The sequence below is a fragment of the Micrococcus lacusdianchii genome (assembly GCF_023155805.1).
In the GTDB taxonomy this organism is placed as follows: domain Bacteria; phylum Actinomycetota; class Actinomycetes; order Actinomycetales; family Micrococcaceae; genus Micrococcus; species Micrococcus lacusdianchii.
Genome location: NZ_JAKNUW010000017.1, coordinates 24492 through 42376 on the forward strand (window position 1 = coordinate 24492; position 17885 = coordinate 42376).

The following is a 17885-nucleotide window of genomic DNA, read 5'->3' on the forward strand; positions in this document are numbered from 1 at the left end:
TGAGCGCACCTGCGCTCTTATCCACCACCGCAACTAGGCAGCCTTGGACATGTAGCGCATCGTGAGCTCCATGGACTTTTACCGCCCCTCGCTCGCGGAACTTCGCGCAGCAGCTGCCCTGCCATCCCATACCGCTACCGGCCTATCGAACGATGTGATCCTCACCGAGATCGAAGCCGGTCGATTGAAACCCGAGTGGTCATGCATCGCCACCAGCGATGATGGCGACTTGATCGGACGGGCCATGTGGTGGGGGCGTGACAGCCAGGAACCCATTGCGCTGGACATCTGGGATGTCGCACCTGGTGCCCCAGAGCCGACCCGGGTTCTCTCCGGACTTCTCACGCACGGCCGCGTCCTCGTGGAAGCGACGAATGGGCGAGCTCTGCTGCCCCACACCCTCCGGGTGCCGGTCGGGTGGAGAGACCGGCCAGAGGTCGCGGAAACCGTCCAGCTCAAGATGCAGGTCGCGAGCGCCAACGGACTGGGCCGCGCGAATGAGCGACTGCAGTTCCAATGGGATGAGGGCGGAATGGTGCACCCCGACCCAGCCCGACTGCGGTTCACTCCGGCGAGCGACGAGGCGTTCACGCGGCTGTTCGCCGATGCCGCGGCGGGATCACTGGACGTGATGACGGCACGCGAGTTGGAGCAGACCACCGCCGCGGACCTGGCCCGTGACGAGGTCGCTTACTACCTCTCCTGCCCAGGAGAACGTTCGTGGTGGCGCGTCGCACAGACTCACGATGGCGAGATCGTCGGGCTGGCTATCCCCTCCGCCACCCCGACCAACCGAAACGTGGGGTACCTAGCCGTGCTGCCACAGCACCGCGGCCACGGTCACGTGGACGAGATCCTCGCGTACATCACCCGATTCCATATCGGGGATGGAGCTCGACGAATTACCGCGACCACAGATGCGGTCAACACCCCGATGGCGGCGGCGTTCGACCGGGCCGGTTACAAGCTGGTCGAGGTGCGCATCGACCTGGAGCCGTCCCAGATGCACTGACCGGCGACGACGGCACCCGCCAGCGGGCGAGGACTATTCTTCGCAGACCCCGCTGATCGTCCGGTTCGGCGAAGAGTGCACCGCGTGTCCTGTGAAATGTTCGATGCCTCTCGACAATCACGCCTCAGACTGGCGCCGGTTCTGGCATGGACACCACCGCGTCCTCCCCCGTTGTCGAGATGCAGCGAAGATTTCACAAACGCGCAAATATGTTTCATACCCGATTGGGCACCTGATCCGTTGACGCCAAGGCGGATCCCCACATCAGTGACATCGGGGCAAGGCACTCCCCGAGGGGAACCACGGTCAGCCCCTCCCCGCCTCGAGCTGGAGGCAGGATGGCCCCATGACCCTCTCCTTCGAGACCCCAACGTGCGATCAGCTCGTGGAGCTCGCCGAGGAACTCGCGCAGTGGCAGCAGATCCCCTGGGCCGGACAGCTGCACCCCGGCGACCTGGGGTGGCACTCCTCGGTCGGCGCCGAACGTTTGGCCGGCGATCTGCGCGTCTGGAAAAACGGCACCCGCCCGGTGGCTTTGGGGATGCTGGACGGGCCAGGGCTGATCCGCTTTGCCATCGCCCCCGACTGCACGGCCGACGAGTCCCTGGCTCACGCGATGGCCGGCGATCTCGAGAACCCGTCCGGCCTGTTTCCCGACGACCCCGTGAATGTGGTCGAGGCCCGCGGCGCCACGGCCCTGCAGGCAGAGCTGCGTCGGCGCGGCTGGGCCGAGGACGAGGAGTGGACGCCCCTGGTCCTGGAACTGGCCGGCGAGCCGCGGTGGGAGCAGCTGGAGCAGAGCGGCCTGCGCATCGAGATCGTCGGCGCCGAAGAGGCCGCCGAGTGGACCGCCGTGCACTGGTCCTCGTTCAAGGGGACCCCCTACACGGACGAGGCCCGGGAGGGATTCGTGCGGCGGTGGTCCACGCTGATGACCAGCCCGCTCGCCGATCACGCGCAGAGCCTCATCGGATACGACTCCACTGGTGCGGCTGTGGCGGTGACGACCGTGTGGAGTGCCGGCGAAGGCCGACCCGGACTCGTGGAACCGATGGGTGTGCACCGGGACCACCAGGGCAAGGGCTACGGGGTGGCCATCACCCAGGCTGGCGCCCAGGCACTGCACCAGGCCGGAGCCAGTGCCGCTGCTGTGGTTGCGGAGAACTCCAACCCCGCCGCTTTGGCGACCTACACGGCTGCCGGCTTCACCGCGGGGGCATCCGTGAGCGACCTGGCACGCCCGTAGTCCCGGGGGGCATGGACTTGCGCAGCCTGCACTGTGAGTCGTGCGCAGGCCACTCTGCATCCCGACGGGCACGCCCGGCCGGTGCGGCGGCTGCCTTGGCCCTGTTCAGTCTGTCCCCGGGCGACCTCGTAGAGCGGTATCCCCACCTCGTGGCCTCCTCCCGGCCAGGATGGGCGGCGGCCACCCTTGCGCGACGCATCTCACGAGGCCCGGGTACACGGATCGGTGGGAGTGGGCCGGGCTGGGCGTTATTAGTTCACGAATGCTTCCGCGTGAGCTGCGTGCGCAGGGCTCGGCCAGTGTGGGTCTCCATGGCGGGCAGGTTGGCGGCCGGGCCTTTTGGATGCCGCATGCGACGCATCTGCACGACGCTCACCAGAGGGCGATCTCCGCAAATGGCAAGGTTAATCAACCGGTGTCACGATGCCGTGGAATGCATACGACCTTGGGGGTCCCGGCGGTTGGTCACCATCGTTACCTCATCCTCAGCAAAGAGGCGCATAATTCGAACGAGTTCACGAAGCGGGATGAAAGTCAAATGCTGGGTACTGGACTTGTCGGAAGCGACCAGCCATCCAGCCAGTTCGTCCGGGGTGCACTCGACGCGAGGATCACTCTCGTCTAGGGCCCACCAGTCGCCAAGGGCCAGAGATTCGAGGGTCCACGCGAAGCGCATGATGAGGCTGTGGATGAAGAGGTTACAGACCTCGTTTGCCGTGACCACCACCTCCGCGGGTGCCTCCATGTCGTACATGTCGAGATCTCCAAGGGCATCCCAGACGTCAGGCGTCTTCGCGCCCACCCGCAGGGGGTAACGGACCACTCTTGCCTTTGTCTCCCTTGTTGCTTTGGTGACCTTGGACGGCATCCCGAGCAGGCGTCGGACGGCGAAGGCTCCGTTCATGACGTCCCGCTCAACAAGGTAGAGCGCTTCTATCTCCGCCTCATACGAATCCGCGCCATCTAGTTCTCCATCGACGGCCTGGTCTAAGACCGCAGGGAGGCCCAGCCGGGCCCGTTCCAAGCGCTCGGCAGCGTTGGCAAGATCGCGCTTCCACGGCCACGACTCGTTGAACATGGACACACCATACGAGCCCGCTGGCCGGATTGATCTACCACGGTGGCCCTGTGGGAGGGGGCACTCACGCTGCTGCTAAGGGGTCGATCAACGCGTTCGGTCAGTCGACCTGGTGCCCACGAGGCTGTGCCCCCATTTCGACATGGCTGGTGTGCTATAGGGATGGGGTTCACATAAGTGGTCCGTGGAGCTCGGTTACGGTAGAAGCATGGGCGCATGGTGGCAGCTTGAAGCAGGGAGCCGGCTGACACCGTTGACCGGCAAGAACACGGTTCCAGATGAGTTGATGCTCCTGTTCACGGACGCGGATCACTTCGTCGATGAGGCCCAAGTTGAAGCGCTGTCCGAGCTCGAGGACGCACCGGAAGAGTTCGACTCCGATGAAGAGCCCTGGCCCCGCAGGATGGTGGGTTATTCGGCGACAGCGGGGACGCTGCGAGCCAGACTGGAGCTGCAAGGGTTCGGAACCCTACGGGTCCACGCGCTGTGCGCGGCTCTCTTCGACGATGATCTGGAACCCGACCCCGAGTTTCCCAGCCTCGACATGCGTGAACGCTGGCCAGAAGGGCGATCGACCTATCCGGACGGCTCCGCCGTGGTCGACGCACTCGCCACACGTCGCGGGCAAGACCTCATCAGTAGATACCGCCAATATCGGCCCAGAAGTTCTGAACAAAAATTTCTGGAGCACATGTGGGAATTGATGCAAGAGAGCTTCGATGACCCTCGGTTCGAACTCGCACTCATTCTCTCGCGAACAAACCCATCGACCCGTGTGACCCTTGACCTCACAGATGTAGTAGTAGGCGGCTACGTATCGCTCGAGGAACAGCTACATCTTTCGGCGAGAACTCGTATGGCGACAGCAGTCGCAGCAAGCGGGCCGATCATCGTGATTACCGAGGGTTCGAGCGATGCCAGGTGGCTCCGTCACGCCCTTCGGCTGGCTGCCCCAGATACTGAGCACCTGTTCGAGTTCCTAGACTTCGACCAGACTAGGGCTCCTGGCGGGGTCGATCGGGTTGAGTCGCTGACGAAGGGCATGGCCGCCGCAGGCGTCATGAATCGCATCATCGCAGTCTTCGACAACGATACTGCCGGCCGCGAAGGCGCTCGGCGATTGAGTTCTCTTGACCTGCCAACCGGGGTGCGGGTCATCTGCTTGCCCGATGTGCCATACGCGCAGAACTATCCCACCCTCGGCCCAACTGGCCCGGCTCCGGCAGACATCAATGGTCGAGCGTCATCTATCGAGTTCATGTTCGGCGAAGACGTTCTCCTCAGCCGAAACAACGAACTGTATCCCGTTCAGTGGAATTCATTATTAACCGCTAGCGGGGCTTATCAAGGCAGTCTTTCCGCAGAGCACAAGAGGGCGGTAAACGCCAGACTCGATGACATATTTGCGACTTCAGGGACACAGATCGTGCCTAGTTCGGTACTTGAAGGATGTCGGCGACTGGCCGAGACCTTGCACGCCGCCGCAGCTCCGTCGCCGTACGTGCCCGGATCCGAGTACTCGGAACTCAGCGCGCAGTGGCGAGCCCAAGAGTCAGCTGAACCTTGACGCACCTGCAGTGAAGGCAGGGCGGAACCTCGCTAGATGTACTGGCCGGCGACTTTGGTCGCACCGCGGGTGGTTCAGGGCTACTTTTCGCCGACCCCGTTGAATGTTTTGCTCTGTGAAAGGTTCAGCGAGTGTCCTGCGAAATCTTCGCTGCATCTCGACAATTTCACAGACGCGCATCTATGTTTCATAGAACAGCGCACACCTCGCCTCTTGACGGAGCGTGATGTGACCAGCAATGAACTTGTTGCCATCGTGCGACTACGCGCCGTGAGGGCCAGGGGACGCACGCGGGCCTCCTGAGTGGGCGCGTCGATTGAAGCGTCGGAACAGCAGGGGGCGCCCCCTGCCGCGTGGTGGGGCCGAGCCATCGCCCGACCCCGCCGCGAGGCACGAGTCACGCCGCGTGGGGCTCGTCGGAACGCAGTTGCCCGGCCAGTGCCAGGACGCCGGCCAAGGCCAGCGGGACCATCCCCGCGGCCACGAACAGTGCTCCTGGGGCGACGGTGGCGGAGACCGCCCCCACGAGCCCGACGGACAGCGGCATGAACGCGATCGAAACGAAGAAGTCCAGGCTCGCCACCCGTCCGAGCATGTCCAAGGGCACGTGCGCCTGGAGGACGGTCCCCCAGATCACCATGCCCACTCCGATGCCGGCCCCGTAGAGCATCAGACCGGCCCCGATGATCCAGGGGTTCAGCGTCCAAGCAGGCAGGGCCAGCGGGACACATGCCAGAGCCCAGACTCCCACCATTACGGGCAGGAACCGCCGCGGCGCCTCCATGCCGCCAGCAATCAGCGAGCCGACCAGCCCGCCGACGCCCAGCGCCGCCAGCACCGCCCCGTAGACCGCGGCACCGTTCTCGTGGCCGTCGCGCAGCAGCACCGGCAGCAGCACCTCGAGGACGCCGGTCGTCACCAGGCCCATGACGGCGGCGAACAGGACGCTGCTCCTCACCCAGCGCGTCCGGAGGACGTACGTGAATCCCTCGGCCAGGTCCCGGAACGGGTGCTGAGGCGCCGCATTCGTATCTGGAGGGCCCACCGCAGGCAGGCGGGCGGCCAGCACCGCGCCGGCCGCGAGCGAAAGGGCAATGAGCAGCCCGCCCGCAGGAGGTGTCGTCGCACCGATGACCGCCCCGGTCAGGGCTGGTGCCAGGGCCTGACCGACGACGGGCCGCGTCGCCCCCTCGAGGCCGTTCACGGCCATCAGCTGCTCCTCCTCGACGAGCAGCGGCACCAACGCCGTGTAGGCCGGGAAGAAGAACGCCGTCGATGCCCCGACGATCAGTGCTGACAATCCCAGGAGCCAGTACTGAGCGGCCCCCATCGTGGCGAGGCCGGAGACGACACCGGCCGCCACCGCATTGACGACCAGGACGGCCACCAGGATCCCCTTCTTCGACAGGCGATCGGCGACGACGCCGGCCGGCAGTGAGGCAGCCAGCAGGCCGACGCCGCTCCACATGACGACGCCGGCCAGCGTCGGCGGATCAGCTCCGAGCTCCAGCACTTGCATGGCCAGGTACAGGTTCCAGGCACCCTGGCCGAAGATGGCCAGCACCATCGCCAGGAACAGCGGCCGATACCGGGGAGAGGACAGAGGTGCCAGTGCGGTGATCGAGGTCAACGGCTCACCCCCTCGGTGCTCAGCTCGAGACGCGGCCAGTCGGTCAGGTCTCGGAGCATCTGGCGGTCGTGAGTGGCCACCACCACGGCCGCCCGGGTCTCCCGGATGGCGTCCGTGAGCTCGTCCACCAGCGCGGCGGAGAGGTGGTTGGTCGGCTCGTCGAGCATCAACAGGTCCGGCTGTTCAGCCAGGCACAGCGCCAGGTGGAGCCTTCGCTGCTGCCCCTGAGACATCCGCCCAACGGGCGTGTCCAGGCTCCGCGGTTCTAGCAGGCCCAATGACCCGAGTGACGGCACACCGTTGTTCCTCGCCATCAGACCGTTGCGGTGCAGGTGCGCCTCGAACGCCTGCCGCGCCGTGTGTCGCGGGTTCCATGCGGGCACTTCCTGGGCGAGCAGCGCGATCTTCGCGCCCGTGTGCCGCAGGATGCGGCCGGCAGTGGGCTCGAGGATGCCGGCGAGGACCTGGAGCAACGTGGACTTGCCGGCGCCGTTCGGGCCGGTGAGCAGCAGGCGATCCCCGCCGTGGAGCTCGACGGAGGCCGGCCCGTGGAGGCGGCCGGCCAGGCCGACCCCCTCCGCACTGAGCAGTGGCCGGCCTGCCCTGGTCGTCGAGGCCGGCCACGTCAGGGACCGGGGCGGGTCCGGCACGGTGATCTCGTGCGCCGCCAGATCCCGCATCCTGCGGTTGAAGGTTTGGACCACGCCGCCGGCGCGAGTGGCCCGCTGGTGCTTGCCCGTCCCCTTGTCCGGACGCCACCGGTCCTGGAGACGTCCGCGGGCGGCCTCGGCCGCGCTGGTGAGGGCGGCGTGTTCGGCCAGCTGCTGCTCATGCTCCTGTTCCCAGGCGGCCCGCTCGGCACGCCGCCCCTTCTCCCAGGCCTCATAGCCTCCGGTGTACTGCCGGGGGCGACCGTCACGAGTGGGATCCAGGTCGAGGAAGACGTCGGCGACGTCCTTCATCAGTGCGCGGTCATGGGTGACCACGGCGAACCCCCCAGCGTGCTCCCTCAGTGCCCGTGTCAGGTACTCCAGGGCCCCGGCGTCGAGATGGTTGGTGGGCTCGTCCAGCAAGAGCAGGTCCACCGCAGAGCCCAGGACGACGGCCAGCCGGACGCGGTACCGCTGTCCGACGGACAGTGCCCGCAGCGGACAAGCCCGATCCGTGCAGGCGGACAGGCCGTGCAACGCGAGGTCGATGCGCCGCTCGGCGTCCCAGGCGTCGAGGGCGGTGGCCGTCTCCAGCGCTCGGGCGTAGGCGTCATCGGCTCCAGGCCTGCCCTCTGCCATGGCGAGGGTGGCCTCCTCGAGGCGGTCCAGGACACGGAGGGACTCGCCGATGGAGTCGTGGACGAGGTCACCGACCGTGCGGTCGTCGTCCACGTCGAGGTCCTGTTCGACGAGGGCGACCGTCCCTGCGCGGGTCACGGTGCCGGAGTCCGGCATCAGGGTGCCGGCGAGCACATGCAGCAGCGTGGTCTTGCCGCGGCCGTTCTCACCGACGACGGCCAACCGGGATCCGGCGGAGACCGTGACGTCCACGTCGTTCAGCACGGTTCGATCGCCCAGGGTGAGGGTGATGCTCTCGGCTCGGATGTGGGCGGCGCTGCCTGCAGGCAGGGCAGGGGTGTTCAGAGGGGTCAGGGTCATCGTGGTCTCTCAGCTCGTCATGGAGCCGGGCAGCACGAGAAAGCCGCCCGGCAGGGTGCCAGGACGGCGAGCGGGTTTCGTCAGGAGTGGTCCGCCGCCGTCAGCGAGCGGAGCGGAGCTTCATCGACGCGATGCCTCTGTACATGGACTCGACGATATCAAACGCGGCAGAGGAGTCCCGGATCGCCACAGACCTGTATGCCGAGCTATCGAGCGTCCCGGGGAGGCAGAGACTGGAAAACTGACGAGCGAGAGAGTCATGGTTTGGCCTCTGCGGCCCCGTCAGAGGTCTGCGGCTCGATAGAAGGCCCTCGCAAGCCTCTTGAAGCCTCAGCCTTGCCCATATGCGACCGTTTCACGAAAAGTTCTAGGACTGTCCACGTGCCACCGTCTGCCACGTCCGCCACACCGATTGGTGCTTTTTCTGATGACTTTCACTATCACTCGCGCAATTGAGACCTTGTCAGATCCGAATGTGCAGATCGAACACGCATTGCGGCAATGTCTGGTAGTGGCAAAGCGAATCCAGTCCGACCCTATGGTGGAATGGGTGAAGGGCGAGCTTCAGGGGTACGGGTCACCAGACGTTAAACCTCCGAACTATCGCTCAACTCTCTTCGCTCCATACAGGCTCACATTCCATGGTCCGATGGGCGCCTCGTTGCGTCAGTCACTCAGTCGTTCGGACATCCCAGAGTCATTACGAGTACCCGCAGAAGCAGACTTCCTACGCCAGCCCGTGGCGGAGGTCAGCGCCCTGACCCGAGACCGGGAGAACTCACCGGAGCTTAGCCTTCCTCTCATTTGGGTCGATGAGTTCCGTCGCCTCGGCAATGAAGGCAAAGCGCCCAGAGTTGAGATGATGGAGCTCGCATCGGCCTGCAGAGTCCTGCCCCGGACGCATCTGGAGGGCATCGTCGATCGTGTGCGCACCTCTGCCCTAGAGCTGCTGTTGGAGCTCGAAGCCATTGATCCATCAGTGGGCGATGTCGGCAAGGATGCGGAGGGCACACGGGGAGAAGCACGCAGCGTCTCTCTTCAAATCATCACCCAAAACATCTATGGCGACCGGGCATCGGTGGTCTCACAAGGGCAGGTTGACGGCGCCGCCTCAGTTGCAATTGACGCTCGCGTGACTCCTGGAGATCGTGAGGGACTTTTGGATGCTGCCGCCAAGCTTCTCGAGCCCGATCAGGTTGCAGATCTTCGACAAGCTCTCGATGAGGACGGCAATACGGTCGGTGAGTCCACACGCTCGTTTCTGACAAAATTGCGCGACGGGGCCGCCGAAGCTTCCGGCCAAGCTGCCGTGAGTGGCCTCACTGCACTACTGACCCAGTTCTTGGGCGGCACGTTTCCCTGGTGAGAGGAGCACGGCCCCCACTGATCGCCTACTAGGACACCCTGCCGCCGGACGTGGCAGATGGCGATCCAGTAGCAACTCTTAGACATGCAGAGTGTTCGGAGTGGGCGTGGATGCGCTCGTGCGACCCGCAGGAAGTACCGCGGCTCCAGTCTGGAGGCGCCTTCTACGCACCCAGGCGAATTCGCACGGCCCCGTCCTGGATGCCCTTCTTCACTCATCTCCAGCTCGGCCTACTTTGCAGAGACGAACGTGTGGCGCGTGTTTGTGAACTCTTGGCCGCGCGTCGTGTGAAATCTTCGCTGCATCTCTACAACAGGAGAAGGCACTCCCACCGCCGGGGCTTCCCTGGCTGAATCAAGGAACTCCCGACAGCATGCTCACCGCCTTATCGTGGGCCCATGGGAGAAGTCGTGTACCTTGCGGATAGATCGGACCAGCACCGGCAGCTGCTGTGGCGGGAAGCGATCGGCCATGTCGTTCGGCAGGAGCGGCACACGCGACGAGAGCGGCTCACAGACGTGGGCGAACGGGCCGGTATCGCTCCGCAGTACCTCTCGGAACTCGAGCGCGGCCTCAAAGATCCGTCCTCCGAGGTGCTTCACGCGGTCTCTGACGCCCTCGAAACTCCTGTCCACGAGATTGCCCGCCGCGCAGCGTCCGTACTCGACGGGACGGCCCGTCTCGGACCTGCGGTCCTGGCTATGGCAGCCTGACGCCGCTCACAGCAGATTCGCCCCACATCGACGCGTCCGCCCGACACACTGAGGACATGCACATCCTCCTCCTCGGCGGCACCGGCTTCCTCGGCCGGGCACTCGCCCACGCGGCGCTCGATGCCGGCCACGCCGTCACGTGCCTCGCCCGCGGATCGGCCCCCGCCGCGTCCGGTGCCACCTTCGTCCGCGCCGACCGGGACGACCCCGACGCCCTCGCCCCGGTCGCCTCCCGGACGTGGGACGCCGTCGTCGACCTGACATCCCATCCGGCCCACGCCCGCGACGCCGTGCACCGGCTCACCGCGCACCATCGCCTTCTCGTGTCCACCACCAGCGTGTACGCCTCGTTCGACACCCCAGACCAGGCCGAGGACGCTCCCCTGGCCCCGCCCGCGGACATCGACCTGATGACCGAGATGAACCAGTACCCCGGGGTCAAGCGCCGCTGCGAAGACATCTACCGAGGCGCGGATGGGCAGGTCACCGTGATCCGCCCAGGGCTGATCGGCGGAGCCGGCGACGACACCGGACGGTCCGGCTACTACCCCTGGCGGTTCGCGCACCCGACCGGTACCGACGTGCTGGTGCCCGATGCGACGTTCCCCGTCTCCCTCATCGACGTGGCAGACCTGGCCGCGTGGATCCTGCACTGCCTCGAGCACACGGTCACCGGCACGTTCAACGCCGCCGGCCAGACCCACACCTTGGCAGACCTGTACCGGGCGAGCATCGAGGTCACCGGGTCCACCGCCCAGCCGCGCGTGATCCCCGACGACGTCCTGCTGGCCCGGGGCATCGCCCCGTGGGCCGGGCCGAACTCGCTGCCCCTCTGGATCCCGGTGCCGGGGTTCCGTCACGTCGGCAGCGTCGACTCCTCCGCCGCCCTCGCCCACGGGCTGGTCCGCCGCCCGCTGGCCGAGACCCTCGCAGCCGCCCTGGCCACCGAGGAGGAACGCACGACGGAACGCCCCGTGGGGCTGACCGACCAGGAGGAAACCGCCCTGCGCGCCGCCCTCAGCCCCACCAGCGGCTAGGGCGTGTTGCTAAAGGAGGGTAGTCAGCCAGTGCAGTGTCGCTGCAAGGCTGAGCCCGGCGTGATAGTTCCGGGCGTACTTGTCCGAACGCACCGCGATCCCTCGCCACTGCTTGAGCCGGTCGAAGCACCGCTCCACGACATTGCGTCCCCGATAGCGCTGGCGCTGGTCGTCACCGAAGTCGATCGGCCGGCCCGGGCGTCTGCGCCGGTGCGTGATCTGATCGGCCCGCTCGGGGATCGTGGCCGCGATGCCATGCCGGCGCAGCCAGGCCCGGTTCGCCTTCGAGGGGTAGCCCTTGTCTGCAATCAGGCGGTCAGGCCGTATCCGGGGCTGCCCACGGGCCCCGGCCACGCTGATCTGCTCCAGCGTGGTGGCCAATATCGAGGTGTCCGCGACCTGCCCGCCGGTCACGACGAACGCCAGCACCCTGCCCTTGCCGTCACAGACCAGATGATTCTTCCTCGTCAGACCGCCGCGGGAGCCTCCGATGGCATGGTCAGCCGGCTCGTCCGCTGATCTCTTGTCGTTCATCCAGGCCCCCTGTGGGGCGGGGCAGGGTCGCCCCGTGCTGGTGGACGCGCACGATCATGGAATCGATCGAGGCCACCCAATCCAGCTCGCCAGCCTGCTGTGCCATGGACTGGGTCTTCTCCAGCACCTGCTCCCACACGCCCTGGACGGCCCACCGGTTGAAGTTCTTGTAGATCGTGTTCCAGTTCCCGAACCGCTCGGGCAGATCCCGCCACGGCGCTCCGGTGCGGAAGCGCCACGCGGTGGCCTCGACCACCGCGCGCCGATCCACCGGCGGCCGACCGGTGGACTTCGGCGCGGGGAACAGCGGGCCGATCACGGCCCAGACCTCGTCCGAGACGACATCACGCGACATGACCCCAGACTCGCGCATCCACGTCCCCGAACCCTTTAGCAACACGCCCTAGGCGCCACTGGCTTCCCATGGGTCGCCAGACAGGCGGCATGAGGGTGAGTCGGGGAGATGCGACCCCGGCATGTTCGGGCAGACTCAACCTGGTGAATGGGAGGGGCACATGGCTGTAGGGCTGGACGCGCTGGATGCTGATCAGCGGCAATTTGTCGAGGCGCACGTGAAGGGCGGCCGTGTGGTCGCCGATCACTCCTGGGGACAAACTGACACCGTGGTCCTGGAAGTGGTGGCTGGGCCGTGCCGCGTGATCGTGAAGGCAGGCGGCCCGTCGAATGGTCGCATCGCTCGCGAGATTCGCGGCCACCGGGAATGGGCCGCCCCATGGCGTGCGACAGGAAGCGCAGCCCGCATGATCGCCGCTGACGAACGGGCCCGCGTACTCATCACCACCTATCTGGAAGGACAACTCGTCGAGGGAACGCCCGCCCAGGACGACCCCGGCATCTACGAGCAGGCTGGTCGGTTGAGCGCCGTTTTCCACGACCAGTACGCCACGGCTGACCCCACGTGGAATGCTCGCCTGCGCGACCGGACCTTGCGTTTCCTCTCCATGCCGCACCGCATCCATCCCCGGATTGCAGAGCAGGTGCGTCAGGAGGTCGCTGGCTGGCCAGTTGGGGGTGCAACGGTCGTCCCCACTCATGGGGACTGGCAGCCGCGCAACTGGCTCGACGATCACGGTGTCCTGCGGGTCATCGACCTGGGCCGCGCCGATCTGAGGACGCCCGAGGAGGACTTCGTACGGCTCGGTCGCCAGGACTTCCTGCGCAATCCCGAACTCGAGGCGGCCGTCGTTGCCGGTTACGGACGTGATCCGCGAGATCCCGACATGTGGCGACGCACGAATGTCGCGGAGGCGGTCGGAACGGCCGCCTGGGCATTCAACGTGCGCGACGAGGACTTCGAAGCACTCGGGCATGCCCACCTCGGGCGTCTGTACCCCGAGTGATGAGCTGAACGGGTAGAAGTCCACCTGTCTGCGAACGCGCGCCCATCGGCACGGTCGGGTGCTCACGCCCCTCGCGGCAAATGTGCGCGCGGGGGCGGGCGCCCAACTCAGGACTCTGGTGTGCGGAGGGCTGTCTGCCAGGTGTCGTGGTGGTGGATGAACTTGGTGGTGTCGTGCCAGTGCCGGCCGTGGCCATCGATGTACATGGACGCCCAAGGCTCAAAGCCGTCACGGTGAGCCGCACGCAGGTGCTGCCACATGGCTGCGGATCGCTCCTCCGGGCCTTCCGGTCCGCCCACCACTCCACACGAGCAGCCTCCCGCATGTCGCGGGACTCGGTGTTGTGCGCCGCTCGGCACGCCTCGCATGAGCAGCCGGCGCGCCACCGGCTCGCCGTGCCGTGCGCGGCGACCGCTCCGCGCCCTGCGCGCTGCCGACTCCGGGCGGCGGCGCGGGCGTCCGCCGTCGTCCACGGCCCCGTGGTCGTCAGCCATCCCTTTTCCACCCACACCCGCACGGTGGGCGGGGTGACGCCGACTTGACGGGCCACGTCCACGAACGTGTGCAGCGGTGACGGGCTCACGCGCCGCCCCCGTAGCGGGGGGCGCGCCCGGTCGTCAGGGTGGACGCGCTCAGCGCGGCCACCGGCTCCCCGAGCACGCGCCCGATCTGCGCCTGCGCCCGGCCCAGGGCGTTCACCCACGACGTACCGCCCACGATGCGCTGCATGTCCTCGGACGCGACCCACGCCCCGCCCGGGTCCGTCGCCGTCGCGCGGCGCTGGTGCCACTCGGCCACGATGCGCCCGTCCCGCGTCACAAGCACGCCGCCCGTGCCTTGTCTCTTGGGGTTTGATCTACCCGAAGCGGTAGATCCTGTGGGATCGCGTGCTCGGCGTGTGAGCACGCATGGGGGTGTGCTGTCCGGGGCGTGTGTCGCCGGCCAGTTGCTGGACTCTTCCGGTACGACGCGTCAGCGCGACGGATACGTCGGACCGGACCGATCAGACGCGCACCGCGTAGAGCTCCATCAGACGCGTCTGCCGCTCCTTCTCCGTCGCACCGGAGCCCAGACCGAGGATGCCGTCCATGACACGGTCCAGTCGGGCGTGCGCCTTCAGCAGTTCAGGGGCCATCGCCAACGGGTTGTAGTGCTGAGCCAACGACCGCTCCGGGTGCTCTCCGCGCGCGGCCAGCACGCCGACGCCCGCCTCGATCAGCTTCGCCCGGTCCGCCTCCGACAGCTCCGGCACCGGCAACGTGTTCCACACCAAGGTGTTGGAGAACCGCAGGTCCGACTTGATCTGCCCACCCACCATGCGCTGCCACGCGATGAACGCCGACGACGAGATGACAGCGAACGCGAACCCATCCTCGTCGGGCGCCACAAAGTTCGCGTTGGAGGAGATGACCTGCTCCGTGAACCTTGCAGCCGGATAGAACCGTCGGGTCTCGGAGACGTGGATCGGGATGCAGAGGTACCCCCCGGTCATGGGGCGACGTTCGGCGAACAGGTGCGGCGTCGCGGCGAGCTCCTGAGTAGCCCGCTTGCTGCTCGCAGCGCGGAACTCCCGAACACTCTCAACGCGCGTACGCAGCAGGACCGAGCGGGCGAGATCGGAGGGGTCCAGGTCTTCGAGCCAGAAGCACCAGCGCGGCAGTCCGTGGATGAGCTCGCGTGCACCCACGTAGCGGCGCAGATACGTCGCGGCCACGGGATCCGCGGCCACCTCCGCGTGCTCGGCAGGCCCCACGATCAGGTGCCCCCCGTCCGCCGGCTTGGACCCGTAGAGCACAGCCGGCAGCTGGGCCAGCGGCTTGCTGCGTTTGGTCACCAACACCCACGGCCCCTCCACCAGGTAGGGGTTAATCGCGGTCACCGGTTCCTCCACTGGCTGCCCCTGGGAGCGTTCGTAGGAGAACAGCCGCGCCCCCTTCAGGGGGATGCCCTTGGAGAAGCCGACGATGACGCAGTGCACGGCGGCCGCGCCGGGCGCCTCGGAGGTCCAGGCGAACGTGCGGTGCGCGAACGGGATGGACCATCCCTCCCGGTGCAACGGTCCGAACAGGGCCGGCACGGGCTGGCCCTGGGCGATGGAGTTCGTCGTCACGTAGGCGAACCGGCCCACCGGCTGGCCGGCGAAGTAGTGCATGGCCTGGGCGTGCCAGCCGGTGACGTAGTCCAGGTACCCGTCGTAGTCCTTGCCCCAGACGGCCTTCATGTCCGCGGTCTGCTCGGCGGTTTTGGTGTACTGGCCGATGAACGGCGGGTTGCCCATCACGTACACCTCGGGCGAGGCCGGGACGACGTCGTTCCAGTCCATGCGCAACGCGTTGCCGACCACGATGTTCGCCGACTCGGTCAACGGCAGCTGCTCCGGGGACACGCCGATCTTCAGCGACATGTCCTGGTTCGCCTGGTGGTTGACCAGGAACATCGCCGTGCGGGCGATGGTCGCCGGCCACTCCTCCAGCTCGATCCCGTGGAAGGCCGGCATCCGCACCCGCACTCTCTCGTCCTCGTCCATCACCAGCGAGGTCTGCGCCTGCTTGCCCGAGAGCTCCTGCAGACGCACCAGGATTTCCAGCTCCAGAGCCCGCAGCTCCCGGTAGGCCACGATCAGGAAGTTGCCGCACCCGCATGCCGGGTCCAGGAAGCGCATCTGCCCCAGTCGCTCGTGCAGCTTGCGCAGTCCGGGGCGGGAGTGGATGTTCGCCACGAACTCGGCGCGCAGCTCGTCCAGGAACAGCGGCCCGATGAGCTTGAGGATGTTCTCCTCGGTCGTGTAGTGCTCCCCCAGCTCCCGGCGGGCCTCCTTGGACTTCACCGCCTGGAACAGGGACCCGAAGATCGCCGGAGAGATCCCGCCCCAGTTGAAGTGGCAGGCCGCGATCAGCTTCTGACGCATCGAAGCGGTGAAGTACGGGATCGACACCGCCTCCCCGAACACGGACCCGTTCACGTATGGGAAGCGCAACATCAGCTCATCGGTGCCGGCCATGCGCTTGTTCACCGGTCGGTTCAGCACCTGGAACAGGGCGGTCAGCTGCGCGCCCAGGTCTGAGCCGTCCTCGGCGGTGCGGGTCTGGATGAACTCGAGGAACAGGTCCCGCTCCCACAACCCGGAATCGTCGGCGAAGAGGGCGAACAGGGTTCTCACCAGGAACACGGACGCCTCGTGTTCGTCGTATCCGGAGCCCTCGAGCTCCACGTAGAGGTCGGCCATCAGCTGCGCGGCCTTCACGGAGGCCGCGGCCTGCTCGGCCGAACCGAAGACACGCTTCTGGTAACCGGCGATGAATCCGAACCGCTCGGCCTCCACCGGCAGCTGCTCCAGAGCGAACTCCACCACGGCGTCCTCGTCCCCGGGGGCGGCCTCGAGGTCACGCAGACGGAACGTCTCGAAGTCGCAGGTGATCACGTAGCGGGGCTGCTCAGCCTCGGGGACGTTCGCCAGGTACGTCAGCGCCTGGTCCTCGGCGGCGGCCAGGTCCTTGCCCAGCGACTTCTGCTCGGCGATGAGCATGCCGGGCCAGAACACGTCGATGAACCCAGCCCCGCCGTCGGCCTTGCGCGCGCGGGCCTCGAAGCGGGCCACCGCGCGCCGGCGCACCCCGTACACCGCGAACAGCTCCGTCCAGAAGGACTGCGACTCACCCCGCTCGTAGGACTCCCCCGCCCACTCGTGCACAAACGCGGCAGCGTTCGCGCGGATCTGATCCCAGGACAGGGGCTTGGTCTGCATGAGGGCGGGCCTTTCAACGACGACCGCCCCATCATCCCCCCGACCTCTTCACTCTCGAGAACAGAGGGAGCCTCCACAATGAAGGCCCCCTCCGATCTCACCCGATCAGCTCAGCGTCCAGCGCCAGCGCCATCCCGGCGCCGGGGTCGGCGGCGCGGGATGGCCCTGGTTGAGCCAGAAGCGTGCCCCAGTAAGGCGGCCCCCCGCATCGCAGAGGTCATAGGGGCCGGTGAACTGGGTGATCTCTCCAGGCGAGAAGATCCTGTGGTGACGCGAAGACAGCACGATGGCGGTCTCCTTTCGGTTGTGCTGGCAGGTGTACTGCGAAGCAACATGCCGAAGCCCGGTCACGGTTCTTGTACCGTGGCCTGTTGAACGCCAAGTTCAACTTCGGTTGCTGGACCGTCATCGGGTTGCCGCCCGGGGGCGGTCCAGTGCTGCTTCACCGACAGGGTCCGGGGAGATTTCTCCACCCCTCCTTTGTCACGCCCAACACTACATGTAGGGCCGGATGGGAACATGCCTCCCTATATGTAGTAGTGACACGGATGTAATTACGGTTGCGCGTTGTCCCCACCACTGTCCACAGGGGGGAGGGGCATCCGACCCGCGGTATTAGACGGGGAACGCCCAATTAAGGGATCCATGTCCACAAGCTACCGGGTTCGCTATGGGCGAAATAGAGTTATCTATCTTTAGTTTCTTACGGCGTGTCGACTTTCCTGCGACCACAAGATGTAGGACACCAGGCTTCATCAGCGCCCCGGTAATCCATGAATCAGCCCTGGGTGCAGATCAGTGACACGACCCCTCTGGATGTGGCTCTTCACGAACGAGGGTGTAGTCGGTTGAGCGCGTCGGTGGCCGGGTAGGGGTCGAGGTCTCCCGGATGATGGAAGTTCTTCACGCTCGCCATCCCGAAAGACCTCGACGTGCTCCACCCTACT

General features: G+C 66.5%; 14 protein-coding genes. 7 read left to right on the top strand and 7 right to left on the bottom strand.

Features of this window, described 5'->3' with window-relative positions:
* Positions 1-70 precede the first annotated feature (70 nt).
* Together MA879_RS10090 and MA879_RS10095 are read left to right on the top strand one after the other, a co-directional pair.
* On the top strand, positions 71-1012 hold the full coding sequence (locus MA879_RS10090) for a GNAT family N-acetyltransferase (protein WP_248125924.1): 942 nt from the start codon (positions 71-73) through the stop codon (positions 1010-1012).
* A 346-nt stretch (positions 1013-1358) separates the two neighbouring features.
* The gene (locus MA879_RS10095) at positions 1359-2258 is read left to right on the top strand and encodes a GNAT family N-acetyltransferase (protein WP_023190123.1); all 900 of its coding nucleotides are present in this window, start codon (positions 1359-1361) and stop codon (positions 2256-2258) included.
* A gap of 418 nt (positions 2259-2676) precedes the next feature.
* Here the strand turns inward: MA879_RS10095 and MA879_RS10100 are convergent, their stop codons facing one another.
* Positions 2677-3336 (bottom strand): hypothetical protein, encoded by a 660-nt coding sequence (locus MA879_RS10100; RefSeq protein ID WP_023190121.1) that lies wholly within the window; start codon positions 3334-3336, stop codon positions 2677-2679.
* Between the two features lie 253 nt (positions 3337-3589).
* On the opposite strand from MA879_RS10100, the gene MA879_RS10105 reads away from it, so the two are divergent.
* Complete coding sequence (locus tag MA879_RS10105; protein ID WP_248125927.1) at positions 3590-4903, top strand: toprim domain-containing protein; 1314 nt, start codon at positions 3590-3592, stop codon at positions 4901-4903.
* A gap of 397 nt (positions 4904-5300) precedes the next feature.
* On the opposite strand, the gene MA879_RS10110 is transcribed toward MA879_RS10105, so the two are convergent.
* Positions 5301-6533, bottom strand: coding sequence for an MFS transporter (locus MA879_RS10110; RefSeq protein ID WP_023190119.1), 1233 nt, complete (start codon positions 6531-6533; stop codon positions 5301-5303).
* On the bottom strand, positions 6530-8182 hold the full coding sequence (locus MA879_RS10115) for an ABC-F family ATP-binding cassette domain-containing protein (protein WP_135019341.1): 1653 nt from the start codon (positions 8180-8182) through the stop codon (positions 6530-6532). Before MA879_RS10115 ends, MA879_RS10110 begins: the two co-directional genes overlap by 4 nt.
* Positions 8183-8609: 427 nt before the next feature.
* Here MA879_RS10115 and MA879_RS10120 point away from each other — a divergent pair, with 427 nt between their 5' ends.
* The 3 genes from MA879_RS10120 (at position 8610) to MA879_RS10130 (ending at position 11298) form a co-directional block, all read left to right on the top strand.
* Positions 8610-9548, top strand: coding sequence for an AbiTii domain-containing protein (locus MA879_RS10120; protein WP_127435182.1), 939 nt, complete (start codon positions 8610-8612; stop codon positions 9546-9548).
* A 398-nt stretch (positions 9549-9946) separates the two neighbouring features.
* The gene (locus MA879_RS10125) at positions 9947-10261 is read left to right on the top strand and encodes a helix-turn-helix domain-containing protein (RefSeq protein ID WP_248125930.1); all 315 of its coding nucleotides are present in this window, start codon (positions 9947-9949) and stop codon (positions 10259-10261) included.
* A gap of 56 nt (positions 10262-10317) precedes the next feature.
* Positions 10318-11298 (top strand): NAD-dependent epimerase/dehydratase family protein, encoded by a 981-nt coding sequence (locus tag MA879_RS10130; RefSeq protein WP_248125933.1) that lies wholly within the window; start codon positions 10318-10320, stop codon positions 11296-11298.
* A 9-nt stretch (positions 11299-11307) separates the two neighbouring features.
* On the opposite strand, the gene MA879_RS12685 is transcribed toward MA879_RS10130, so the two are convergent.
* Both MA879_RS12685 and MA879_RS12690 read right to left on the bottom strand, forming a co-directional pair.
* Positions 11308-11832 (bottom strand): IS5 family transposase, encoded by a 525-nt coding sequence (locus MA879_RS12685; protein ID WP_418001245.1) that lies wholly within the window; start codon positions 11830-11832, stop codon positions 11308-11310.
* Positions 11798-12187 carry an IS5 family transposase gene (locus tag MA879_RS12690; RefSeq protein ID WP_418001246.1) on the bottom strand — a complete coding sequence of 130 codons (390 nt, stop codon included), beginning with the start codon at positions 12185-12187 and terminating at the stop codon, positions 11798-11800. Before MA879_RS12690 ends, MA879_RS12685 begins: the two co-directional genes overlap by 35 nt.
* 121 nt (positions 12188-12308) lie before the next feature.
* Between MA879_RS12690 and MA879_RS10140 the strand changes: the two genes are divergently transcribed.
* Positions 12309-13193, top strand: coding sequence for a phosphotransferase family protein (locus tag MA879_RS10140; RefSeq protein ID WP_248125937.1), 885 nt, complete (start codon positions 12309-12311; stop codon positions 13191-13193).
* A 579-nt stretch (positions 13194-13772) separates the two neighbouring features.
* Here the strand turns inward: MA879_RS10140 and MA879_RS10145 are convergent.
* Positions 13773-14018, bottom strand: a complete 246-nt coding sequence (locus MA879_RS10145) for a hypothetical protein (RefSeq protein ID WP_248125940.1) — start codon at positions 14016-14018, stop codon at positions 13773-13775.
* A 178-nt stretch (positions 14019-14196) separates the two neighbouring features.
* Positions 14197-16938 carry a DNA methyltransferase gene (locus MA879_RS10150; RefSeq protein WP_248125943.1) on the bottom strand — a complete coding sequence of 914 codons (2742 nt, stop codon included), beginning with the start codon at positions 16936-16938 and terminating at the stop codon, positions 14197-14199.
* Between the last annotated feature and the right edge of the window lie 947 nt (positions 16939-17885).

Bases quoted from the DNA above. Each gene is read 5' to 3' on its own strand.
- MA879_RS10125 (WP_248125930.1), top strand. From the start codon at position 9,947: ATGGGAGAAGTCGTGTACCTTGCGGATAGATCGGACCAGCACCGGCAG.
- MA879_RS12685 (WP_418001245.1), bottom strand. From the start codon at position 11,832: ATGAACGACAAGAGATCAGCGGACGAGCCGGCTGACCATGCCATCGGA.
- MA879_RS10130 (WP_248125933.1), top strand. From the start codon at position 10,318: ATGCACATCCTCCTCCTCGGCGGCACCGGCTTCCTCGGCCGGGCACTC.
- MA879_RS12690 (WP_418001246.1), bottom strand. From the start codon at position 12,187: ATGTCGCGTGATGTCGTCTCGGACGAGGTCTGGGCCGTGATCGGCCCG.
- MA879_RS10115 (WP_135019341.1), bottom strand. From the start codon at position 8,182: ATGACCCTGACCCCTCTGAACACCCCTGCCCTGCCTGCAGGCAGCGCC.
- MA879_RS10095 (WP_023190123.1), top strand. From the start codon at position 1,359: ATGACCCTCTCCTTCGAGACCCCAACGTGCGATCAGCTCGTGGAGCTC.
- MA879_RS10100 (WP_023190121.1), bottom strand. From the start codon at position 3,336: ATGTTCAACGAGTCGTGGCCGTGGAAGCGCGATCTTGCCAACGCTGCC.
- MA879_RS10150 (WP_248125943.1), bottom strand. From the start codon at position 16,938: ATGCAGACCAAGCCCCTGTCCTGGGATCAGATCCGCGCGAACGCTGCC.
- MA879_RS10090 (WP_248125924.1), top strand. From the start codon at position 71: ATGGACTTTTACCGCCCCTCGCTCGCGGAACTTCGCGCAGCAGCTGCC.
- MA879_RS10140 (WP_248125937.1), top strand. From the start codon at position 12,309: ATGTTCGGGCAGACTCAACCTGGTGAATGGGAGGGGCACATGGCTGTA.
- MA879_RS10120 (WP_127435182.1), top strand. From the start codon at position 8,610: ATGACTTTCACTATCACTCGCGCAATTGAGACCTTGTCAGATCCGAAT.